This is a genomic window from Paenarthrobacter sp. NPDC089675 (genome assembly GCF_044749185.1).
Lineage (GTDB): Bacteria > Actinomycetota > Actinomycetes > Actinomycetales > Micrococcaceae > Arthrobacter.
On sequence record NZ_JBIVHM010000001.1, the window covers coordinates 783,289 to 800,884 of the forward strand.

18 protein-coding genes are annotated in these 17,596 nt (G+C 64.0%); 17 read left to right on the forward strand and 1 reads right to left on the reverse strand.

The window, feature by feature from the left end; all coding sequences use genetic code 11:
• The first annotated feature begins 42 nt into the window (after window positions 1-42).
• From ACIPY2_RS03730 to nusB, 5 genes are all read left to right on the forward strand, one after another.
• The gene (locus ACIPY2_RS03730) at window positions 43-552 is read left to right on the forward strand and encodes a shikimate kinase (RefSeq protein ID WP_400265003.1); all 510 of its coding nucleotides are present in this window, start codon (window positions 43-45) and stop codon (window positions 550-552) included.
• Window positions 549-1,640 carry a 3-dehydroquinate synthase gene (gene aroB / locus ACIPY2_RS03735; RefSeq protein ID WP_400265004.1) on the forward strand — a complete coding sequence of 364 codons (1,092 nt, stop codon included), beginning with the start codon at window positions 549-551 and terminating at the stop codon, window positions 1,638-1,640. The genes ACIPY2_RS03730 and aroB overlap by 4 nt, the downstream gene beginning before the upstream one ends.
• A complete protein-coding gene (locus ACIPY2_RS03740) occupies window positions 1,637-2,158 on the forward strand; it encodes a tetratricopeptide repeat protein (RefSeq protein WP_400265005.1) in 522 nt (173 codons plus the stop codon). The genes aroB and ACIPY2_RS03740 overlap by 4 nt, the downstream gene beginning before the upstream one ends.
• Window positions 2,159-2,322: 164 nt before the next feature.
• Complete coding sequence (gene efp, locus ACIPY2_RS03745; protein ID WP_021470603.1) at window positions 2,323-2,886, forward strand: elongation factor P; 564 nt, start codon at window positions 2,323-2,325, stop codon at window positions 2,884-2,886.
• Window positions 2,886-3,296, forward strand: coding sequence for a transcription antitermination factor NusB (gene nusB, locus ACIPY2_RS03750; RefSeq protein WP_400265006.1), 411 nt, complete (start codon window positions 2,886-2,888; stop codon window positions 3,294-3,296). Before efp ends, nusB begins: the two co-directional genes overlap by 1 nt.
• 64 nt (window positions 3,297-3,360) lie before the next feature.
• Here nusB and ACIPY2_RS03755 read toward each other — a convergent pair whose 3' ends face one another.
• Complete coding sequence (locus tag ACIPY2_RS03755) at window positions 3,361-4,596, reverse strand: PrsW family intramembrane metalloprotease (RefSeq protein WP_400265007.1); 1,236 nt, start codon at window positions 4,594-4,596, stop codon at window positions 3,361-3,363.
• 156 nt (window positions 4,597-4,752) lie between these two features.
• Between ACIPY2_RS03755 and pyrR the strand changes: the two genes are divergently transcribed.
• From pyrR to metK, 12 genes are all read left to right on the forward strand, one after another.
• Entirely contained in the window at window positions 4,753-5,337 is a 585-nt protein-coding gene (gene pyrR / locus ACIPY2_RS03760) for a bifunctional pyr operon transcriptional regulator/uracil phosphoribosyltransferase PyrR (protein WP_400265008.1), read from the forward strand.
• Window positions 5,334-6,344: an aspartate carbamoyltransferase catalytic subunit gene (locus ACIPY2_RS03765; RefSeq protein WP_400265009.1), complete on the forward strand. Its 1,011-nt coding sequence runs from the start codon at window positions 5,334-5,336 to the stop codon at window positions 6,342-6,344. Before pyrR ends, ACIPY2_RS03765 begins: the two co-directional genes overlap by 4 nt.
• Window positions 6,344-7,693: a dihydroorotase gene (locus tag ACIPY2_RS03770; RefSeq protein WP_400265010.1), complete on the forward strand. Its 1,350-nt coding sequence runs from the start codon at window positions 6,344-6,346 to the stop codon at window positions 7,691-7,693. The genes ACIPY2_RS03765 and ACIPY2_RS03770 overlap by 1 nt, the downstream gene beginning before the upstream one ends.
• Complete coding sequence (locus ACIPY2_RS03775; RefSeq protein WP_400265011.1) at window positions 7,693-8,214, forward strand: hypothetical protein; 522 nt, start codon at window positions 7,693-7,695, stop codon at window positions 8,212-8,214. The genes ACIPY2_RS03770 and ACIPY2_RS03775 overlap by 1 nt, the downstream gene beginning before the upstream one ends.
• Window positions 8,195-9,436, forward strand: coding sequence for a glutamine-hydrolyzing carbamoyl-phosphate synthase small subunit (gene carA / locus ACIPY2_RS03780; RefSeq protein WP_400265012.1), 1,242 nt, complete (start codon window positions 8,195-8,197; stop codon window positions 9,434-9,436). Before ACIPY2_RS03775 ends, carA begins: the two co-directional genes overlap by 20 nt.
• Complete coding sequence (gene carB / locus ACIPY2_RS03785) at window positions 9,436-12,744, forward strand: carbamoyl-phosphate synthase large subunit (protein WP_400265013.1); 3,309 nt, start codon at window positions 9,436-9,438, stop codon at window positions 12,742-12,744. The genes carA and carB overlap by 1 nt, the downstream gene beginning before the upstream one ends.
• Window positions 12,737-13,609, forward strand: a complete 873-nt coding sequence (gene pyrF, locus ACIPY2_RS03790) for an orotidine-5'-phosphate decarboxylase (RefSeq protein ID WP_400265014.1) — start codon at window positions 12,737-12,739, stop codon at window positions 13,607-13,609. Before carB ends, pyrF begins: the two co-directional genes overlap by 8 nt.
• Window positions 13,610-13,679: 70 nt before the next feature.
• Window positions 13,680-14,006, forward strand: coding sequence for an integration host factor, actinobacterial type (gene mihF, locus ACIPY2_RS03795; protein WP_400265015.1), 327 nt, complete (start codon window positions 13,680-13,682; stop codon window positions 14,004-14,006).
• A 19-nt stretch (window positions 14,007-14,025) separates the two neighbouring features.
• Complete coding sequence (gene gmk / locus ACIPY2_RS03800; RefSeq protein WP_400265016.1) at window positions 14,026-14,598, forward strand: guanylate kinase; 573 nt, start codon at window positions 14,026-14,028, stop codon at window positions 14,596-14,598.
• A 39-nt stretch (window positions 14,599-14,637) separates the two neighbouring features.
• Window positions 14,638-14,898: a DNA-directed RNA polymerase subunit omega gene (rpoZ, locus tag ACIPY2_RS03805; RefSeq protein WP_017197559.1), complete on the forward strand. Its 261-nt coding sequence runs from the start codon at window positions 14,638-14,640 to the stop codon at window positions 14,896-14,898.
• Between the two features lie 27 nt (window positions 14,899-14,925).
• A complete protein-coding gene (gene coaBC / locus ACIPY2_RS03810; RefSeq protein ID WP_400265017.1) occupies window positions 14,926-16,173 on the forward strand; it encodes a bifunctional phosphopantothenoylcysteine decarboxylase/phosphopantothenate--cysteine ligase CoaBC in 1,248 nt (415 codons plus the stop codon).
• Between the two features lie 79 nt (window positions 16,174-16,252).
• The gene (metK, locus tag ACIPY2_RS03815) at window positions 16,253-17,482 is read left to right on the forward strand and encodes a methionine adenosyltransferase (RefSeq protein WP_347107571.1); all 1,230 of its coding nucleotides are present in this window, start codon (window positions 16,253-16,255) and stop codon (window positions 17,480-17,482) included.
• Window positions 17,483-17,596: the final 114 nt, after the last annotated feature.

Consider the following 17,596-nt stretch of genomic DNA (forward strand, 5'->3'; position numbering starts at 1 on the left):
CCGGGCGGCAGGATAGGCCGGCCCGTTGTCCTCGTGGGTCCAATGGCGGTGGGAAAGTCCGCCATTGGCCTGCAGTTGGCACAACAGCTCGATGTTCCATTCGTGGACACCGACGCCGTTGTGGTTGCTGCGCACGGCAGCATCGCGGACATCTTTGCCGGGCGCGGGGAACATGCATTCCGTGAGATCGAAGCCCGTGCGGTGGCCAAGTCGGTCGAATCCGCCAAGGAAGAGCCCGCCATCATCTCCCTGGGCGGAGGCGCGGTGTTGGACTCCGGCACACAGCAAATCCTGGGGGAGTGCATCGTGGTGTACCTGGAATGCGATGCCGAAACCGTGGCGGACAGGATCGCGCGGAATACCGGCCGGCCGTTGCTGCAGGGGGACGCCATGTCCCGTTGGGAAACCCTGTTTGCTGCCAGGCGGCCGGTCTACGAGCGCCTCGCGGACATTGTCCTGGATGTCAGGACCGGTTCCGTGGCGGAAATCGCCCTCCTGCTGGAGGAGCGGCTGCGCGAGCACGCAGCCTTGAAAGAGGAAGTTGAAAAGTGAGCAACGAAGCAACTGTCATCAAGGTCACCGGGCAATCTCCCTCTGACAATTACGATGTCGTCGTGGGTCGAGGACTCCTGGAGTCCCTGCCGGCGCGGCTCGGTGAACGTGTGCGCCGTGTTTTGGTCATCCACCCCCGCGCCCTGCGACTGACCGGCGATACCGTCCGTGACGAACTGGAGTCCGCGGGCTTCACTGCGCTCACTGCCGAGATCCCGGACGCCGAAGAGGGCAAGCACATCCAAGTTGCGGCGTTCTGCTGGCAGGTCCTGGGGCAGAACGATTTCACTCGATCCGACGCCATTGTGGCTGTCGGCGGAGGTGCCGTCACGGACCTGGCAGGCTTCGTTGCGGCCACTTGGCTGCGCGGCGTCAAAGTCATCCACATGCCCACGAGCCTGCTGGGCATGGTGGACGCTTCTGTTGGCGGCAAGACAGGGATCAACACCGCGGAAGGGAAGAACCTCGTGGGTTCGTTCCACCCGCCGGCAGCCGTCCTCGCCGATTTGGACACGTTGCAGACGCTCCCGAAAAACGAGCTCATTTCCGGCATGGCCGAGGTCATCAAATGCGGATTCATTGCAGACCCGGCCATTCTGGACCTCGTGGAGAAGAACACCGACGCAGTGTCCGACCCCGGTTCCGCAGTTATCCGTGAACTGATCGAGCGGGCCATTGCGGTGAAGGCCAATGTGGTCTCGCAGGACCTCAAGGAATCCGGACTCCGGGAAATCCTGAACTACGGACATACGCTCGGCCATGCCATTGAGCTGGTCGAGCGTTACTCATGGCGGCATGGAGCGGCCGTTTCTGTCGGCATGATGTTCGCCGCCGAGCTTTCCCGAAGCGTCGGGCGGCTGTCCGATGCCGACGCCGACCGCCACCGCACGATTTTGGAGAGCCTCGGGCTGCCCATCACCTACCGCAAGGACCGGTGGCAGGGCTTGCTGGACGGCATGCGCCGTGACAAGAAGTCGCGCGGGGACCTCCTTCGCTTCGTTGTCCTGGACGGTGTTGCAAAGCCCGGCATCCTCGACGTTCCCGATACGTCGCTGCTCTTTGCCGCATACCAGGAGATCGCATCATGACGGCCACTGTGGGAGAAGGCGTCAGCGACTGGCCAACAGCGGGCTTCCCCGGTGTCCGGATGAACCCGGACACGCTGTTGCCTGTCGTGGTCAACGAGGACGCCCTCGAGTCGGCCCTTGCGGCCTCCGAAGATCCGGCCGACCGGATAATGGCCCTGTTGCTGGAAAACCAGCCGAAAGAGGCCGCCGAGCTGTTGGCCGAGGCACGCTATAAGGACCCCGAGTCCTTCCGCCTCAGGATTTTTGAGGCTGAGGTCCATCGCGCAACCAACCGGCACGACCGCGCGGTCCAGTTGTTCCGGCAACTGCTCCACGAGGTGCAGGGCACCACCAAGGAAGCTGTCGTCCACCAGTACCTTGGCCGCGCTTTCTTTGTGAGCGGCAACGCCTTGGCTGCCTCGGAGGAGTTTGCCAGGGCCTTGGACCTGAGGGTTGCCATGGCCGCCGACGCTGCGTTGATCTACTCTTCGGCCGTTGCCTTGCAGCGCGCCCGGGACGTGGTGGAAGTCGCGTCCTAGCAGGGCCTGGAGGCCCCGGTCGCAAGCCTTCCGGCAATTGCCGGTAGAATGGTTCTTGGATTTTTGATAAATACGCGCTGGCTGGCCGTTTGGCATGCCGGCTTGGCATATGGCTGGACACTTAAAAAGCCGGCTTGGACAGTGCGAGAGACCAGAGGATACGAGTGGCAACCACAAACGACATCAAGAACGGAACCGTACTGAAGCTCGAGGGCCAGCTGTGGAACGTCATTGAGTTCCAGCACGTCAAGCCCGGCAAGGGTGGCGCCTTCGTCCGCACCAAGATGCGCAACGTCATGTCCGGCAAAGTAGTGGATAAGACCTTCAATGCCGGCCTGAAGATCGAGACCGCCACGGTAGACCGCCGCGATTACCAGTACTTGTACCAGGACGGCGAAGACTTCGTCTTCATGGACACCAGCGACTACGACCAGATCCACGTTTCGGGCGCGACGGTCGGCGACGCAACCAACTTCATGCTGGAGAACCAGATGGTGAACATCGCCATCCACGAAGGAACTCCGCTTTACATCGAACTCCCGCCGAGCGTGGTCCTCGAGATCACCTACACCGAACCTGGCCTCCAGGGCGACCGTTCCTCCGCAGGCACCAAGCCTGCAACTGTTGAGACCGGCTACGAAATCCAGGTACCGCTGTTTGTTGAACAGGGCACCAAGGTGAAGGTGGACACCCGCGACGGCAGCTACCTGGGCCGGGTCAACGACTAGTGAGTGCCCGCGGTAAGGCCCGTAGCAGGGCCCTGGAAGTACTTTTCGAAGCGGAACAGCGTTCCGTCTCGGCTTTCGATGCGCTGCGTGCGCGCCGGGAGAAGACAGACATTGTGATCAACCCCTACACGGTGGAAATCGTGGAGGGCGTGGTGTCGTTGCAGCCGACCATCGACGAATTCCTGGAAACCTACGCGCAAGGCTGGACGCTGGAACGGATGCCGTCCGTGGACCGCATCATCCTGCGCATCGGAGCCTGGGAACTGCTCTACAACGACGACGTACCTGACGGCGTCGCCGTGAGCGAAGCCGTGGCCTTGGCCAAGACCATGTCCACGGATGAATCCCCGGCCTTCATCAACGGATTGCTCGGGCGTTTGCAGAAGCTCAAGCCTTCGCTGCTGGCCTAGCCGGCACGCCGAAGCACCAAACGTTTAAACCCGCTGCCGCAGGAGACTGTGGCAGCGGGTTTTCCTATTGGAGGACGGCCGATCGCAGCGCCGGGATGCCTTGCAATTGCTCGAGCTCGTCCTGTTGGTGCAACTGCACGTCGCGGCCGCTCAGGATGCGTTGCCGGGTAAAGGCCAATGCTGTTGCGCCGCGGATTAAGGCCCGCATTTGCGCAGCCCGTCCGCGCGACGCCGCCCAGCGGTGCGCTTGTCTCCGGCCGTGGGCGGTCGCCAGCATTTCCACTTCCGCCGGGGTGAACCAGCCGGCTCGTGCATACTCCAGCAGCCGCTGCCGCGTAAGCTTTCCCTCCGCGAGGCGAAGGAGGACAATACCCAGGGCTGCGACCAGGAAGATGGGCACCTGGACCACGAAGTACTCTGCGAGGAAGTCCTGGCCCATGCTGTTCCAGCGATTATGCAGGAACATGGCCGGGACAAGGCCGACGAAGAACGCAAGAACTGCATAGCCGGCATGCCACTTCCGAGCCGCGAACCCCATCACCAGGCCCGTGGTGCCAGTAAAGATGGCGTGGGCAAACGGAGACATGACGCCGCGGAGGATGAAGATGCGCAGGAAATCAGGTCCGGGCTCCGACGACGATGCGATTTCCCGTCCGAAGTAGAGGATGTTCTCGGTGAAGGCGAAGCCAGCCGCAATGGTGAAGGCAAAAACAACGCCGTCCACCGGTCCGTCGAAGTATTTCCTCGCAGCCAGGAGCAGCAGGAGCAGCCCCAGGGATTTACTGAACTCCTCAACGACCGGGGCCTCGACTGTGGCCATGAAATATGCGAAGGCGTCCTCGCTGGTCCGCGGAGCGGCAAGGGCGAACACCGGCTGGATCAGGAGCGTTGCAGCGACGGATACCGCAGCACCCCACGTGAAGGCGAACCACAGCAGCCTGCGCGGCTCCGGTTCCCAGCGGTCGATGAGCCTGACTGCCAGCAGCACCGCCGTCAGTGGAACCAGCGACGCGATGAATCCGATGGCGAAACCTGCGACCCCGGTATTGCCCAAAAGGAACGGAACCACCAGAACAAGGCTTCCTAAGACCAGCACACCACCGGCCAAGAGCAAGGGAAGCAACCCCCACTGCCGGCGTGCGGGGGAAGGCGCCGCCCAGTGCTGTCGCGGCAAGTCAACCGGGTTGCCCGGGGCAGGCTGGAAGTTGCCGGGCTGGACCCGTCCAATCCACGTTGGGTTTGCGGCCGGTTCCAGATAGGGGCGTGGGTAAGGTTGCCGGCCATCGTTGGTGCTGCTCATTCTTCCGAGCCTAAGCCACCGTCCGTACCTGTGACCTTAAACTCACTCTTTGCCGCCGTCATCCCCTCAGGCCCCGCAACCTGCTGTGGTAGTTTTGAAGGGCAAATATTCCTTTTTTAATTCCGTCCCGTGAGGCGGGGAAAGGGGAGACGAGCGATGACTGAAGTTGCTTCAGCACAGGTTCCGTCGAGGGTTGTACTCAACCAGGCGGACATTGACCGTGCACTCACTCGTATCGCCCACGAGATCCTCGAGGCCAACAAGGGCTCCCAGGATCTTGTCCTGCTCGGCATTCCCAGCCGTGGCTACCCGCTGGCTGTCCGGCTCGCGAATAAGATCGCGGCCGCTGACCCCGCGGTGAATGCCGAAACAATCGTCGGCCAGTTGGATGTCACCATGTTCCGCGACGATCTCTCGCACCAGCCCACGCGGCCCCCCCACCATACGCGTCTGCCCCTTTCGGGTATCGACAACAAGGTCGTGGTGCTCATCGACGACGTCCTTTACTCAGGCCGGACCATCCGGGCCGCACTGGACGCTTTGGTGGACCTAGGCCGCCCCAGGATCGTCCGGCTGGCGGTCTTGGTTGACCGCGGCCACCGTGAACTCCCGATCCGCGCCGATCATGTGGGCAAGAATCTCCCCACGTCATCCGTGGAGAAAGTGCGTGTCCACCTGGAGGAAACCGACTCGGTCAACGGCACGCCGGTCAATGAGGTAGTCATCGAGGCGGGCAAATGAAGCATCTCCTTTCCACAGAGAACCTCAGCGCCCGTGATGCCATCCGCATCCTGGATACCGCCGAAGAAATGTCTGCCGTGGGGGAGCGCGAGGTAAAGAAGCTTCCCGCCCTGCGCGGACGCACGGTGGTGAACCTCTTCTTCGAGGACTCCACGCGCACCAGGATCTCCTTCGAGGCTGCAGCCAAGCGGTTGTCTGCCGATGTCATCAACTTCGCAGCCAAGGGATCCTCCGTGTCCAAGGGCGAGTCCCTCAAGGACACCGCCCAGACCCTGGCCGCCATGGGGGCCGACGCCGTGGTGATCCGCCACTGGGCCTCGGGTGCGCCGCATCGTTTGGCCGCCACGGACTGGATCGATGCCGCGGTGATCAACGCAGGCGACGGCACCCACGAACACCCCACCCAGGCGCTGCTGGACGCCTTCACCATGCGCCGCCACTGGTCGCAGATCAACGGCATTGCCTCCGCGGGCGCGAACCTCCAAGGCATGCGCGTCGCCATCGCCGGCGATGTGCTGCACTCCCGCGTGGCCCGCTCCAACGTGTGGCTCCTGAAGACCCTGGGCGCAGAGGTCACCCTCGTTGCGCCACCCACTCTGCTGCCGATCGGCGTCGAACACTGGCCCTGCAAGGTCAGTTACAACCTTGACCAAACCCTCGAAGCGGGTGTGGACGCGATGATGATGCTTCGCGTCCAGGGTGAGCGCATGAACGCTTCCTTCTTTCCGTCAACGCGCGAGTACTCGCGCCGCTGGGGTTTCGACGACGCACGCCTGAAAACCTTGGATGACTTGGGCATGAAGGACACGATCATCATGCATCCGGGACCGATGAACCGGGGCCTGGAGATCTCCTCGGCGGCCGCAGACTCGCCGCGCTCCACTGTCCTCGCCCAGGTGCGGAACGGTGTTTCCGTGCGCATGGCAGCCCTCTACCTGCTGCTCTCCGGGGATCCCCGCGAAGCCGCTACCACTGCAAGCAACCAGCCCACCAAGGAGAACAACTGATGGCCGGGAACACTTACCTGATCCGCGGGGCCGCCATTCTGGGCGGCGAAGCAGAAGACCTCCTGATTCGCGACGGCATCATTGCCGAACGCGGCAAGGACCTGGTGGACGACGAGGCAACCGTCATTGACGCTGCTGGCCTGGTTGCCCTCCCGGGCATGGTTGATGTCCACACCCACCTGCGGGAGCCCGGCCGTGAAGACGCGGAAACGGTGGAGACCGGCACCCGCGCCGCTGCCCTGGGTGGCTTCACCGCCGTGCACGCCATGGCCAACAGCAACCCGGTGGCAGACACCGCCGGTGTCGTGGAACAGGTGCACAGCCTCGGCCGCGCTTCGGGCTGGGTCGATGTCCGCCCTGTGGGAGCAGTGACGGTCGGATTGGCCGGCGAGCAACTCGCCGAACTGGGGGCCATGGCCGATTCGCGCGCCCAGGTCCGCATGTTCTCCGACGACGGCATCTGCGTCCACGATCCGGTCCTGATGCGCCGTGCCCTGGAGTACGTCAAAGCGTTCGACGGCGTGGTGGCCCAGCACGCACAGGAACCACGCCTTACTGCCGGTGCGCAGATGAATGAAGGCGCCGTGTCCGCCGTGCTCGGCCTGGCAGGCTGGCCGGCTGTTGCCGAGGAAAGCATCATCGCCCGGGATGTCCTGTTGGCCCAGCACGTGGGTTCCCGCCTGCACATTTGCCACGTCTCGACGGCCGGCAGCGTGGAAATTGTCCGCTGGGCGAAGGCCCGCGGCATCAACGTCACCGCAGAGGTGACCCCGCACCACCTCATCCTCACGGACGAGCTGGTCCGGAGCTACGACCCCGTCTTCAAGGTCAACCCGCCCCTTCGCACCGATGCGGACGTCCAGGCCCTCCGGGAGGGTCTCGCGGACGGCACTATCGACGTCGTTGGAACGGATCATGCGCCGCACCCGAGCGAGCACAAGGAATGCGAGTGGGCCCAGGCCGCCATGGGCATGACCGGCCTGGAGACGGCGTTGTCCGTGGTCCAGGAAACCATGATCGAAACCGGCCTCATGACCTGGGCGGACTTCGCCCGCGTCACGTCCTTCACGCCGGCGCTGATCGGCCGGGTGGCTGACCAGGGCCGCCCCCTGGAGGAAGGCGAGCCGGCCAACGTCATCCTGGTGGATCCGGCTGCGCGATGGACGGTGGACCCCCATAAGATGGCCACCATGGGCCGCAATTCACCGTTCAAGGGCAAGGAGCTGCCCGGATCCGTCGTGGCCACGTTCTTCAAAGGCCACCCGACCGTCCTGAACGGCCGGCTCAACACCCCTTACCGGTACCCCGGAATCCTCGAAACGCCCGCCGGGGCGGTCAGCGGCGCCTGATGGACACCCAGATGCTCTCAGCCCTCGTCACTGTAGCCCTGATCGTCGTCGTTTTGACGATGATCGGGCTGGGGTGGCGGAGCAGGCTCCGGCGCCAGTCCGACGTCGAACGCCTCCCGGAGGTGCCGCAGCACTTGTCACCGGCCACAGTCGCAGCGGAAGGCCAGTACGTAGCCACCACGACTGCCGGGGACTGGCTGGATCGGATCGCTGTCCAGGGCCTGGGCCTCCGGACCAACGCGGAACTGAGTATCCATGCCGAAGGCGTCCTGTTCGACCGGCCAGGAGCAGCCCCGGTGTTCATCCCGCGCGCAGCGGTGACGGACAGCAGACAGGCCGCGGGCATGGCCGGAAAGTTCGTCGAAAAGGACGGACTCCTGGTCATCAGTTGGATGCTGGGGAGCCGTGAACTCGATACCGGTTTCCGATCCAGGCGCTCCGCAGACCAAAAACTCCTTCTCCAAGCCCTTCAAGAATTGACCTCCGCAGCCCCTCAGGCAGATGCCGATAGTGGAAAGTAATAAAGTGACGGAAAGCAACGCAGCCACCACACCAACCCCCTCAGCAGCCGTATTAGTGCTGGAAGATGGCCGGACGTTCCGCGGCCGCAGCTACGGCGCCCAGGGCACTGCCCTCGGTGAAGCCGTCTTCGCCACCGGCATGACCGGCTACCAGGAGACCATCACGGACCCCTCCTACGCCCGCCAGCTGGTAGTGCAGACTGCTCCGCACATCGGAAATACCGGCGTCAACAGCGAAGACGCTGAGTCCCGAAAGATCTGGGTTGCGGGCTACATCGTCCGCGACGCCGCCCGCCGTCCCTCGAACTGGCGCTCGGAACGCAGCCTCGACGAGGAACTGGTGGAACAGGGCATCGTGGGCATCCAGGGTGTGGACACCCGTGCCATCACCCGCCACCTTCGCGAGCACAAGACCATGCGTGCCGGCATCTTCTCCGGTGAGGCAGCCAAGGCTACGGACAAGGAGCTGCTGGACGTCGTCCTGGCCAGCGCACCGATGGAAGGTGCGGCCCTCGCCGAGGAAGTCAGCATCGATGAAGCCTACGTCGTGGAGCCCAAGGACCACGGCTGGGACGGCGAACCGCGGTTCTCGATTGCCGCCGTCGACCTCGGCATCAAGGCGATGACCCCCGTCCGTTTCGCTGAGCGCGGCGTACGCGTCCACGTGTTGCCGGCCACCGCTACGGTCGATGACGTCAACGCAGTCAACCCGGACGGCTTCTTCATGTCCAACGGCCCCGGCGACCCCGCCACGGCTGACCACCAGGTCAAGCTCCTCCGTTCGGTCCTGGACGAGAAGCTGCCGTACTTCGGCATCTGCTTCGGCAACCAGATCCTCGGCCGCGCGCTCGGCTTCGGCACCTACAAGCTGCGCTACGGCCACCGCGGAATCAACCAGCCGGTCATGGACCGCCGCACCGGCAAGGTGGAGATCACCTCGCAGAACCATGGGTTCGCCGTTGATGCGCCCATGAACGGTGCGAGCGTGGCCCCCGAAGAGCGGTACGGCCGCGTCGAGGTCAGCCACGTCTCGCTGAATGACGACGTCGTTGAAGGGCTCGCCTGCCTCGACATCCCGGCCTTCTCGGTCCAGTACCACCCCGAGGCGGCCGCGGGACCGCACGACGCCGCCTACCTCTTCGACCGCTTCATCGACCTCATGGCCGATACGAAAGCGGCCGCCGCAAAGAACACCGAAACCAAGACTGAGGACCAGAAGTAATGCCCAAGCGTACAGATCTCAAGAGCGTCCTTGTCATCGGTTCCGGCCCCATCGTCATCGGCCAGGCGGCCGAGTTCGATTACTCGGGAACCCAGGCCTTGCGCGTCCTCAAGGACGAAGGGCTTCGGGTCATCCTGGTCAACTCCAACCCGGCCACCATCATGACGGACCCCGAGTTCGCCGATGCCACCTACGTGGAGCCGATCACGCCCGAGGTGGTCGAGAAGATCATCGCCAAGGAGCGTCCGGATGCCGTGCTTCCCACCCTTGGCGGCCAGACTGCACTGAACACCGCAATCGCCCTGGACAAGAACGGCGTGCTGGAGAAGTACAACGTCGAGCTGATCGGCGCCAACATTGCGGCAATCGAACTCGGCGAAGACCGCGAGAAGTTCAAGGGTGTCGTTGAGCGTTGCGGGGCGGAGTCCGCCCGCAGCCACATCATCCACACCATGGATGAGGCCTTCAAGGCGGCCGAGGACCTCGGCTACCCGATGGTCGTCCGTCCGTCCTTCACCATGGGTGGCCTGGGCTCGGGCCTGGCCTACAACGAGGACGACCTGCGCCGCATCGTAGGCCAGGGCCTCCAGTACAGCCCCACCACCGAGGTCCTGCTCGAAGAGAGCATCCTTGGCTGGAAGGAATACGAGCTGGAGATGATGCGCGACAAGAACGACAACGTCGTTGTTGTCTGCTCCATCGAGAACTTCGATCCCGTGGGCGTCCACACCGGTGACTCCATCACGGTTGCACCGGCTTTGACGCTGACGGACCGCGAGTACCAGAAGCTGCGCGACGTCGCCATCGCCGTGATCCGCGAAGTCGGCGTGGACACCGGTGGCTGCAACATCCAGTTCGCCATCAACCCGGACACGGGACGCGTCGTCGTTATCGAGATGAACCCGCGTGTCTCCCGCTCCTCCGCGCTGGCTTCCAAGGCAACCGGCTTCGCGATCGCCAAGATCGCCACCAAGCTGTCCCTTGGCTACACGCTGGATGAGATCCCGAACGACATCACGCAGAAGACCCCGGCCTCCTTCGAGCCGACGCTCGACTACGTGGTGGTAAAGGTCCCGCGCTTCGCCTTCGAGAAGTTCCCCGCTGCGGACAACACACTGACCACCACCATGAAATCCGTGGGCGAAGCCATGGCCATGGGCCGCAACTTCACCGAGGCCCTGCAGAAGGCCCTGCGCTCCCTGGAGCAGAAGGGCTCGCAGCTGGACTTCAGCTCCGTACCGGAGTACGAAGTGGCCGAGCTGATCGAGAAGGCCAAGCGCCCCACCACGGACCGCCTCTACCAGGTCCAGCGCGCCCTCCTTGGCGGCGCCACGGTGGAGGACCTCTATGAGGCCACCAAGATCGATCCTTGGTTCCTGGACCAGCTCCAGCTCCTCAATGAAACGGCCCAGGAGATCCGCAAGGCCGGCGTCCTCACCGAGGACATGCTCCGCAACGCCAAGCGCCACGGCTTCTCGGACGAGCAGATCGGTGCCCTGACGCACAACTCCGAGGCCGTTGTCCGTGGCGTCCGCCAGGCCCTTGGCATCCGCCCGGTCTACAAGACGGTGGATACATGTGCCGCGGAATTCGCTGCGTACACCCCGTACCACTACTCGGCGTACGACGAGGAAGACGAAGTCGGCCTGCACTCCAAGCCGTCCGTCATCATCCTTGGCTCCGGCCCCAACCGCATCGGCCAGGGCATCGAGTTCGACTACTCCTGCGTCCACGCCTCCATGGCGTTGCGCAAGGCCGGCTACGAGACCGTAATGGTCAACTGCAACCCGGAAACCGTCTCTACCGACTACGACGTCTCCACGCGCCTCTACTTCGAGCCGCTGACCCTTGAGGACGTCCTCGAAGTCATCGCCGCTGAAGAGCGCACCGGTGGAGTCATGGGCGTCTTCGTCCAGCTCGGTGGCCAGACTCCGCTGAAGCTCGCCCAGCAGCTTGCCGACGCCGGCGTACCGATCCTTGGCACGTCGCCGGAAGCGATCGACCTCGCCGAACACCGCGGTGCTTTTGCCCGCGTCCTGGATGAGGCCGGCCTGACCTCCCCGAAGAACGGCACCGCGGTTTCCTTCGAGGATGCCAAGAAGATTGCCGACGAGATCGGCTACCCGGTCCTCGTACGTCCGTCCTACGTTCTTGGCGGCCGCGGCATGGAGATCGTCTACGACGAAGCCAACCTGTCCCGGTACATCGCAAATGCCACGGAAATCACCCCGGACCACCCGGTGCTGATCGACCGCTTCCTGGAGGACGCCGTCGAAATCGACGTCGATGCCCTCTTCGACGGCACCGACATGTACCTCGGCGGCATCATGGAACACATCGAAGAGGCCGGTATCCACTCCGGTGACTCCGCGTGTGTCCTGCCCCCGATCACCCTCGGCAACAACGTGATCGAGCGTGTTCGCGAGGCTACCCGGGCCATCGCCGAGGGTGTTGGCGTCCGCGGCTTGATCAACATCCAGTTCGCGCTGGCATCGGACGTCCTGTACGTACTCGAAGCCAACCCGCGTGCCTCCCGGACGGTGCCGTTCGTCTCGAAGGCAACCGGTGTACAGATGGCCAAGGCCGCGGCGCTCATCGGTACCGGCGTGACCATCAACCAGCTGCGCAGCGCCTACAAGATGCTGCCCGAGACCGGCGATGGCTCCACGCTCCCGCTGGATGCCCCGGTCGCGGTGAAGGAAGCCGTGCTTCCGTTCAGCCGCTTCCGTACCCCCGAGGGCAAGGTCGTTGATTCCCTCCTGGGCCCGGAAATGCGTTCGACGGGTGAAGTCATGGGCATCGACAAGCACTTCGACACCGCGTTCGCCAAGAGCCAGTCCGGTGCCAACAACGCTCTGCCCACCGGCGGCAAGATCTTCGTCTCCGTGGCAAACCGTGACAAGCGCTCGGTGATCATGGGCGTCAAGCGCCTCTCCGACCTCGGCTTCGAAATCGTTTCCACCGGTGGAACGGCCGACGTCCTGCGCCGCAACGGCATCCAGGCCACCCCGGTCCGCAAGGTCGCCGAAGGCAGCAGTGCCGAAGGCGAGGGCACCATTGCCGACCTCGTTGTTGCCGGCGAGATCGACATGGTGTTCAACACGCCTTCCGGCGGCGAGGCCCGCAGCGACGGCTACGAACTCCGCGCGGCAGCAACGTCCATCGGAATTCCCTGCATCACCACCGTGGCGGAGTTCAACGCCGCGGTCCAGGCCATCGAAGCACTCCGCACCTACGAGTGGTCGGTGACCAGCCTTCAGGAGCACGCAGCCAACCTGGTATCTGCAACGGAAGCGGCCAATGCCTGAGTCCGGCACCGAGTATGAAACACAGCAGCCTGCCCGGGAGTCTTTCGGCTCCCGGCTGGCTGCGGCCATGGACTCCCGTGGTCCGCTGTGCGTCGGCATCGATCCCCACCCCCAGCTGCTGGCGGACTGGGGATTGAACGACGACGTCGCCGGGCTGGAGCGCTTTTCGCTCACCGTTGTGGAGGCCGTGGCTTCCCTCGCTGCCGCGGTCAAGCCGCAGGTGGCCTTGTACGAACGCCATGGCTCTGCCGGTATGGCGGTGCTGGAACGGACCCTTGCCGCTTCGACGGAAGCCGGAGTGCTCAGTATCGCGGACGCAAAGCGTGGCGACATCGGTTCCACGATGGCCGCCTACGCTGATGCCTGGCTCCGCGATGGTTCAGCCCTCGCCGCGGATTCCGTGACGTTGAGCCCGTACCTTGGCTTTGAGTCGCTTCGACCTGCCTTGGACCTGGCAGCGGAGTACGGCAGGGGAGTGTTCGTGCTCGCCTTGACGTCCAATCCCGAGGGCAAGAGCGTCCAGCACGTTGGCGGCGCCGATTCAGTTGCGCGCAGGATCGTGGTGGAAGCCGCGGCTGAGAATGAGCGGTATGGGGGATCCCTGGGCTCAGTGGGCGTGGTGGTGGGAGCCACCATCGGTTCCGCCTTGGACGACCTCGGCATTGACCTCGGTCCGCTGCGGGGCGCCATCCTTGCCCCCGGGCTGGGTGCGCAAGGTGCCACCCCCGCTGACCTGCGGAAAACGTTCGGGGCCGCCTATCCGGCGGTCCTGGCAACCTCCAGCCGGGGTATCCTCGCGGCAGGGCCTTCCGTGGCAGGATTGCGCAACGCCACCGAGGAAACCCTGGGCGGCTTGCGCGGCTAGGCCGCTGCCGGTAGGTTCAGCATCAGCCGCGTGTTCCGTGTCACAATTCCGACCTGACGGGAGTTTGGCGATGGCCCTGAAAGAGCTGACACCACAGGAGCGTTCCGACGCCTTGGAAAAGGCCGCTAAAGCACGGGCCATCCGTGCTGCAGCCAAGGAGCGGCTCAAGCGTGGTGAAGTCAGCATCGCCGAGCTTATCTCCACGGGGGCAACTGATGAGGCCATTGCGCGGATGCGTGTCATCGAATTGCTCGAGGCTCTTCCCGGCATAGGACCAGTTAGGGCCGCCGCGATCATGGCAGACATAGGTATCGCCGGATCGCGGCGGATCCGGGGGCTGGGAATCCACCAGGCCCGCGCGCTGGTAGATTTTATGGATACCCAGCAAAGCGATTAAGCATCACCCGAAGGAATCCGTGAGCACGAAACCTGGACTGACTGTCCTTGCAGGCCCAACTGCTGTTGGCAAGGGAACCGTATCCACCTACATCAGGGACAACTATCCAGAGGTTTGGCTGTCCGTTTCAGCCACTACCCGCGCCGCCCGCCCGGGCGAGACGGATGGCGTCCACTACTTCTTCAAGTCCGCCGAGGAATTCGACTCCCTGGTTGCGGAAGGGGAGTTCCTGGAATGGGCGGTAGTGCACGGGCACAACCGGTACGGCACCTTGCGGAGCACCGTGGACGCGGCAATTGCCGAGGGCAAATCGGTGCTCCTGGAGATCGACCTGCAGGGAGCACGCCAAGTGAAAGCAGCCGTCCCGGACGCGAAATTCGTCTTTTTGGCTCCGCCAAGCTGGGATGAAATGGTGCGTCGCCTGGTGGGCCGGGGCACCGAAACAGCCGAGGAACAGCAGCGCAGGCTGGAAACCGCTAAACTGGAACTTGCTGCTGAACCGGAGTTTGACCACACCGTCATCAATGACGACGTTCGCCGGGCAGCGGACGAGCTTGTTTCACTCATGGGGCTTACCCCGCACGAGCGCTAAGCGCTTGCACCTGTCGGCCCGCTAGAATTTGGAGATTTCGTGTCCACGAACCTTGAAGGCATCATCAACCCGCCGATCGACTCGCTGCTTGAGGCCGCCGATTCCAAGTACGGCCTGGTGATCTTCGGCGCCAAGCGTGCCCGCCAGATCAACGCCTACTACGCACAATTGCACGAGGGCCTCTTTGAGTACGTCGGTCCGCTGGTCGACACCAAGCTGAACGAGAAGTCGCTCTCGATCGCCCTGCGCGAGATCAATGAAGGCCTCCTGGTTTCCACGCCGATCGAGCCCGCAGAATAAAACAGACTGCCTGTTGACGGAGGTCACGTGCGCATAGTCCTCGGAGTCGGGGGAGGGATCGCAGCCTACAAGGTTGCATCGCTCCTCCGGCTTTTTACTGAAGCCGGCCACAAAGTGACGGTCATCCCCACGGAGGCGGCTACCCGTTTCGTCGGCGTTGCCACGTGGGAGGCCCTTTCCGGCAACCCGGTCAGCAACAGCGTCTTCGATGACGTGGAGAAGGTCAACCACGTCAGGCTGGGGCATGAGGCCGACCTGATCGTCGTGGCACCGGCAACAGCGGACCTGCTTGCAAAGGCGGCTACGGGGCAGGCGGGGGACCTTCTCACCAACACCCTGCTGATGGCCCACGGGCCCGTCCTCTTTGCTCCCGCAATGCACACTGAGATGTGGCAGCACGCAGCTACGCAAGCGAATGTCGAAACTTTGCGCAGCCGTGGAGTCACTGTGCTGGAACCTGCCAGCGGCAGGCTCACCGGTGCCGATTCGGGGCCGGGACGGCTTCCGGAGCCTGAGGCAATCTTCGCCGCGGCCATGGCTTTGGCCGGCGGGGACACCACGTCAGGTGCAGATGATCGGCCGGGTCCGCTGGCCGGCCGTCTGGTGACGATTTCCGCCGGCGGTACCAGGGAGGCGCTGGACCCCGTCCGCTTCCTCGGCAACCGCTCCTCGGGCAAGCAGGGTGCTGCCTTGGCTGCCGCTGCCCTCGCGGCCGGTGCTACCGTTCGTTTCCTCGCCGCCCATATGGACGTCGAGCCGCCGGCCGGCGTCGAACTGGTCCGCGTCGAGTCGGCCCTTGAGCTGCGCGAGGCTGCGCTCAAAGCGGCAGCCGATGCCGACGTCGTTATCATGGCGGCCGCTGTTGCGGACTTCCGCCCGGCCGAAGTCTCCGACACCAAGATCAAGAAGGTCGACGGCGAAGAAGCCCCGGTTGTCCGGCTGGTCCGCAACCCGGACATCCTGCATGAGCTCGTCGAGCGTCGCAATGCCGCCGGCAGCCAGCAGCTGATCGTGGGTTTCGCGGCCGAAACGGGCGACGCGCAGGGCGACGTCCTGGAACATGCAACGGCAAAGCTGAAGCGTAAAGGCTGCGATCTCCTGGTGGTGAACCAAGTGGGCGTTGGAAGGGTCTTCGGGCAGGACGAAAACTCCGTTGTCATCCTTTCGGGGCATGGCGCTGAACCGCAGTCGGCCACCGGATCCAAGGCTGATGTTGCCGCCGCCGTCGTGGACAGGGCCGTCGTCGAACTCTCCCGGTCCCATCCGGCCCGCTAGCGCAAGCGCAGGCAACGTAACTCTTAGCATGGGGACACACGGCAAATACCGCCGCCCCTCAACCCAGTAAGGTGGTCGAGTGACTTTACCGCTGCACCATGAACACCATGGCAACCCGTCCAAGCTCCGGCTCTTCACTTCCGAGTCGGTTACTGAAGGGCACCCGGACAAGATCTGCGACCAGATCAGCGACTCCATCCTCGATGCGCTACTCGCCGCAGATCCTGAGTCCCGGGTGGCCGTCGAGACCATGGCCACCACAGGCTTGGTGCACGTGGCCGGCGAGGTCACCACGGATGCCTACGTAGAGATTCCGCAGATCGTCCGCGAAACCATCCTCGGCATCGGCTATGACTCGTCCGCCAACGGTTTCGACGGTGCCCGTTGCGGAGTTTCCGTGTCCATCGGCCAGCAGTCCAACGACATCGCCGGTGGAGTGTTCAACTCCCTGGAGGCCCGCGAAGGCCGCCAGGAGGACGACTACGACCTTCAAGGAGCCGGCGACCAGGGCATCATGTTCGGTTACGCCAGCGACGAGACCGCGTCCTACATGCCCACGCCCATATGGCTCGCCCACCGCTTGTCCGAGCGGCTCACCGAGGTTCGCAAGAACGGCGAACTTGCGTACTTGCGGCCGGATGGCAAGACCCAGGTCACGGTAGGGTACGACGGCGACCGGCCGGTATCCGTTGAAACGGTGGTCATTTCCAGCCAGCACGCAGAAGAAGCGAGCCTGGAGCAGCTGCGCGCAGACCTCGCAAGCCACGTGATCGACCCCGTCCTGGCCGCATCCAACCTTGATCTCTCCCGGGCTGCGAACATCCTCAATCCGGCAGGTGCCTTCGTCATCGGCGGTCCCGTCGGCGACGCCGGCCTGACGGGCCGGAAGATCATCGTCGATACCTATGGTGGGTTCTCCCGCCACGGCGGTGGAGCCTTCTCCGGCAAGGATCCCTCCAAGGTTGACCGCTCCGCGGCGTACGCCATGCGGTGGGTCGCCAAGAACGTCGTGGCGGCCGGCCTGGCGAAGCGCGCCGAGATCCAGATTGCCTATGCGATCGGCCAGGCCCGGCCCGTGGGTACCTACGTTGAGACGTTCGGCACGGAAACCGTTGATCCCGCGCGGATCAGCGAGGCGATCAATGAGATCTTCGACCTTCGTCCGCGGGCCATCATCGATGCCCTGGACCTGAAGCGGCCTATCTACGCCAAGACGGCTGCGCACGGACACTTCGGGCGCGACGAGCCCGATTTCACGTGGGAGCGCCTTGACCGGGTGGACGAGCTCAAGGAGTTCTTCAACGCCTGACCCTTGGCGCCACCCGGCATTGGAAGAATGTCGGTGGTCCATGATTGGTTTGAGTCAGAGATGCCCGCAGTGGGTCGATCCCACTGCGGGCATCCTGCGTTGATGCAGCTGCTG

Bases quoted from the DNA above. Each gene is read 5' to 3' on its own strand.
- ACIPY2_RS03730 (WP_400265003.1), top strand. From the start codon at position 43: ATGGCGGTGGGAAAGTCCGCCATTGGCCTGCAGTTGGCACAACAGCTC.
- ACIPY2_RS03740 (WP_400265005.1), top strand. From the start codon at position 1,637: ATGACGGCCACTGTGGGAGAAGGCGTCAGCGACTGGCCAACAGCGGGC.
- ACIPY2_RS03755 (WP_400265007.1), bottom strand. From the start codon at position 4,596: ATGAGCAGCACCAACGATGGCCGGCAACCTTACCCACGCCCCTATCTG.
- pyrR (WP_400265008.1), top strand. From the start codon at position 4,753: ATGACTGAAGTTGCTTCAGCACAGGTTCCGTCGAGGGTTGTACTCAAC.
- ACIPY2_RS03765 (WP_400265009.1), top strand. From the start codon at position 5,334: ATGAAGCATCTCCTTTCCACAGAGAACCTCAGCGCCCGTGATGCCATC.
- ACIPY2_RS03770 (WP_400265010.1), top strand. From the start codon at position 6,344: ATGGCCGGGAACACTTACCTGATCCGCGGGGCCGCCATTCTGGGCGGC.
- ACIPY2_RS03775 (WP_400265011.1), top strand. From the start codon at position 7,693: ATGGACACCCAGATGCTCTCAGCCCTCGTCACTGTAGCCCTGATCGTC.
- carA (WP_400265012.1), top strand. From the start codon at position 8,195: ATGCCGATAGTGGAAAGTAATAAAGTGACGGAAAGCAACGCAGCCACC.
- carB (WP_400265013.1), top strand. From the start codon at position 9,436: ATGCCCAAGCGTACAGATCTCAAGAGCGTCCTTGTCATCGGTTCCGGC.
- pyrF (WP_400265014.1), top strand. From the start codon at position 12,737: ATGCCTGAGTCCGGCACCGAGTATGAAACACAGCAGCCTGCCCGGGAG.
- mihF (WP_400265015.1), top strand. From the start codon at position 13,680: ATGGCCCTGAAAGAGCTGACACCACAGGAGCGTTCCGACGCCTTGGAA.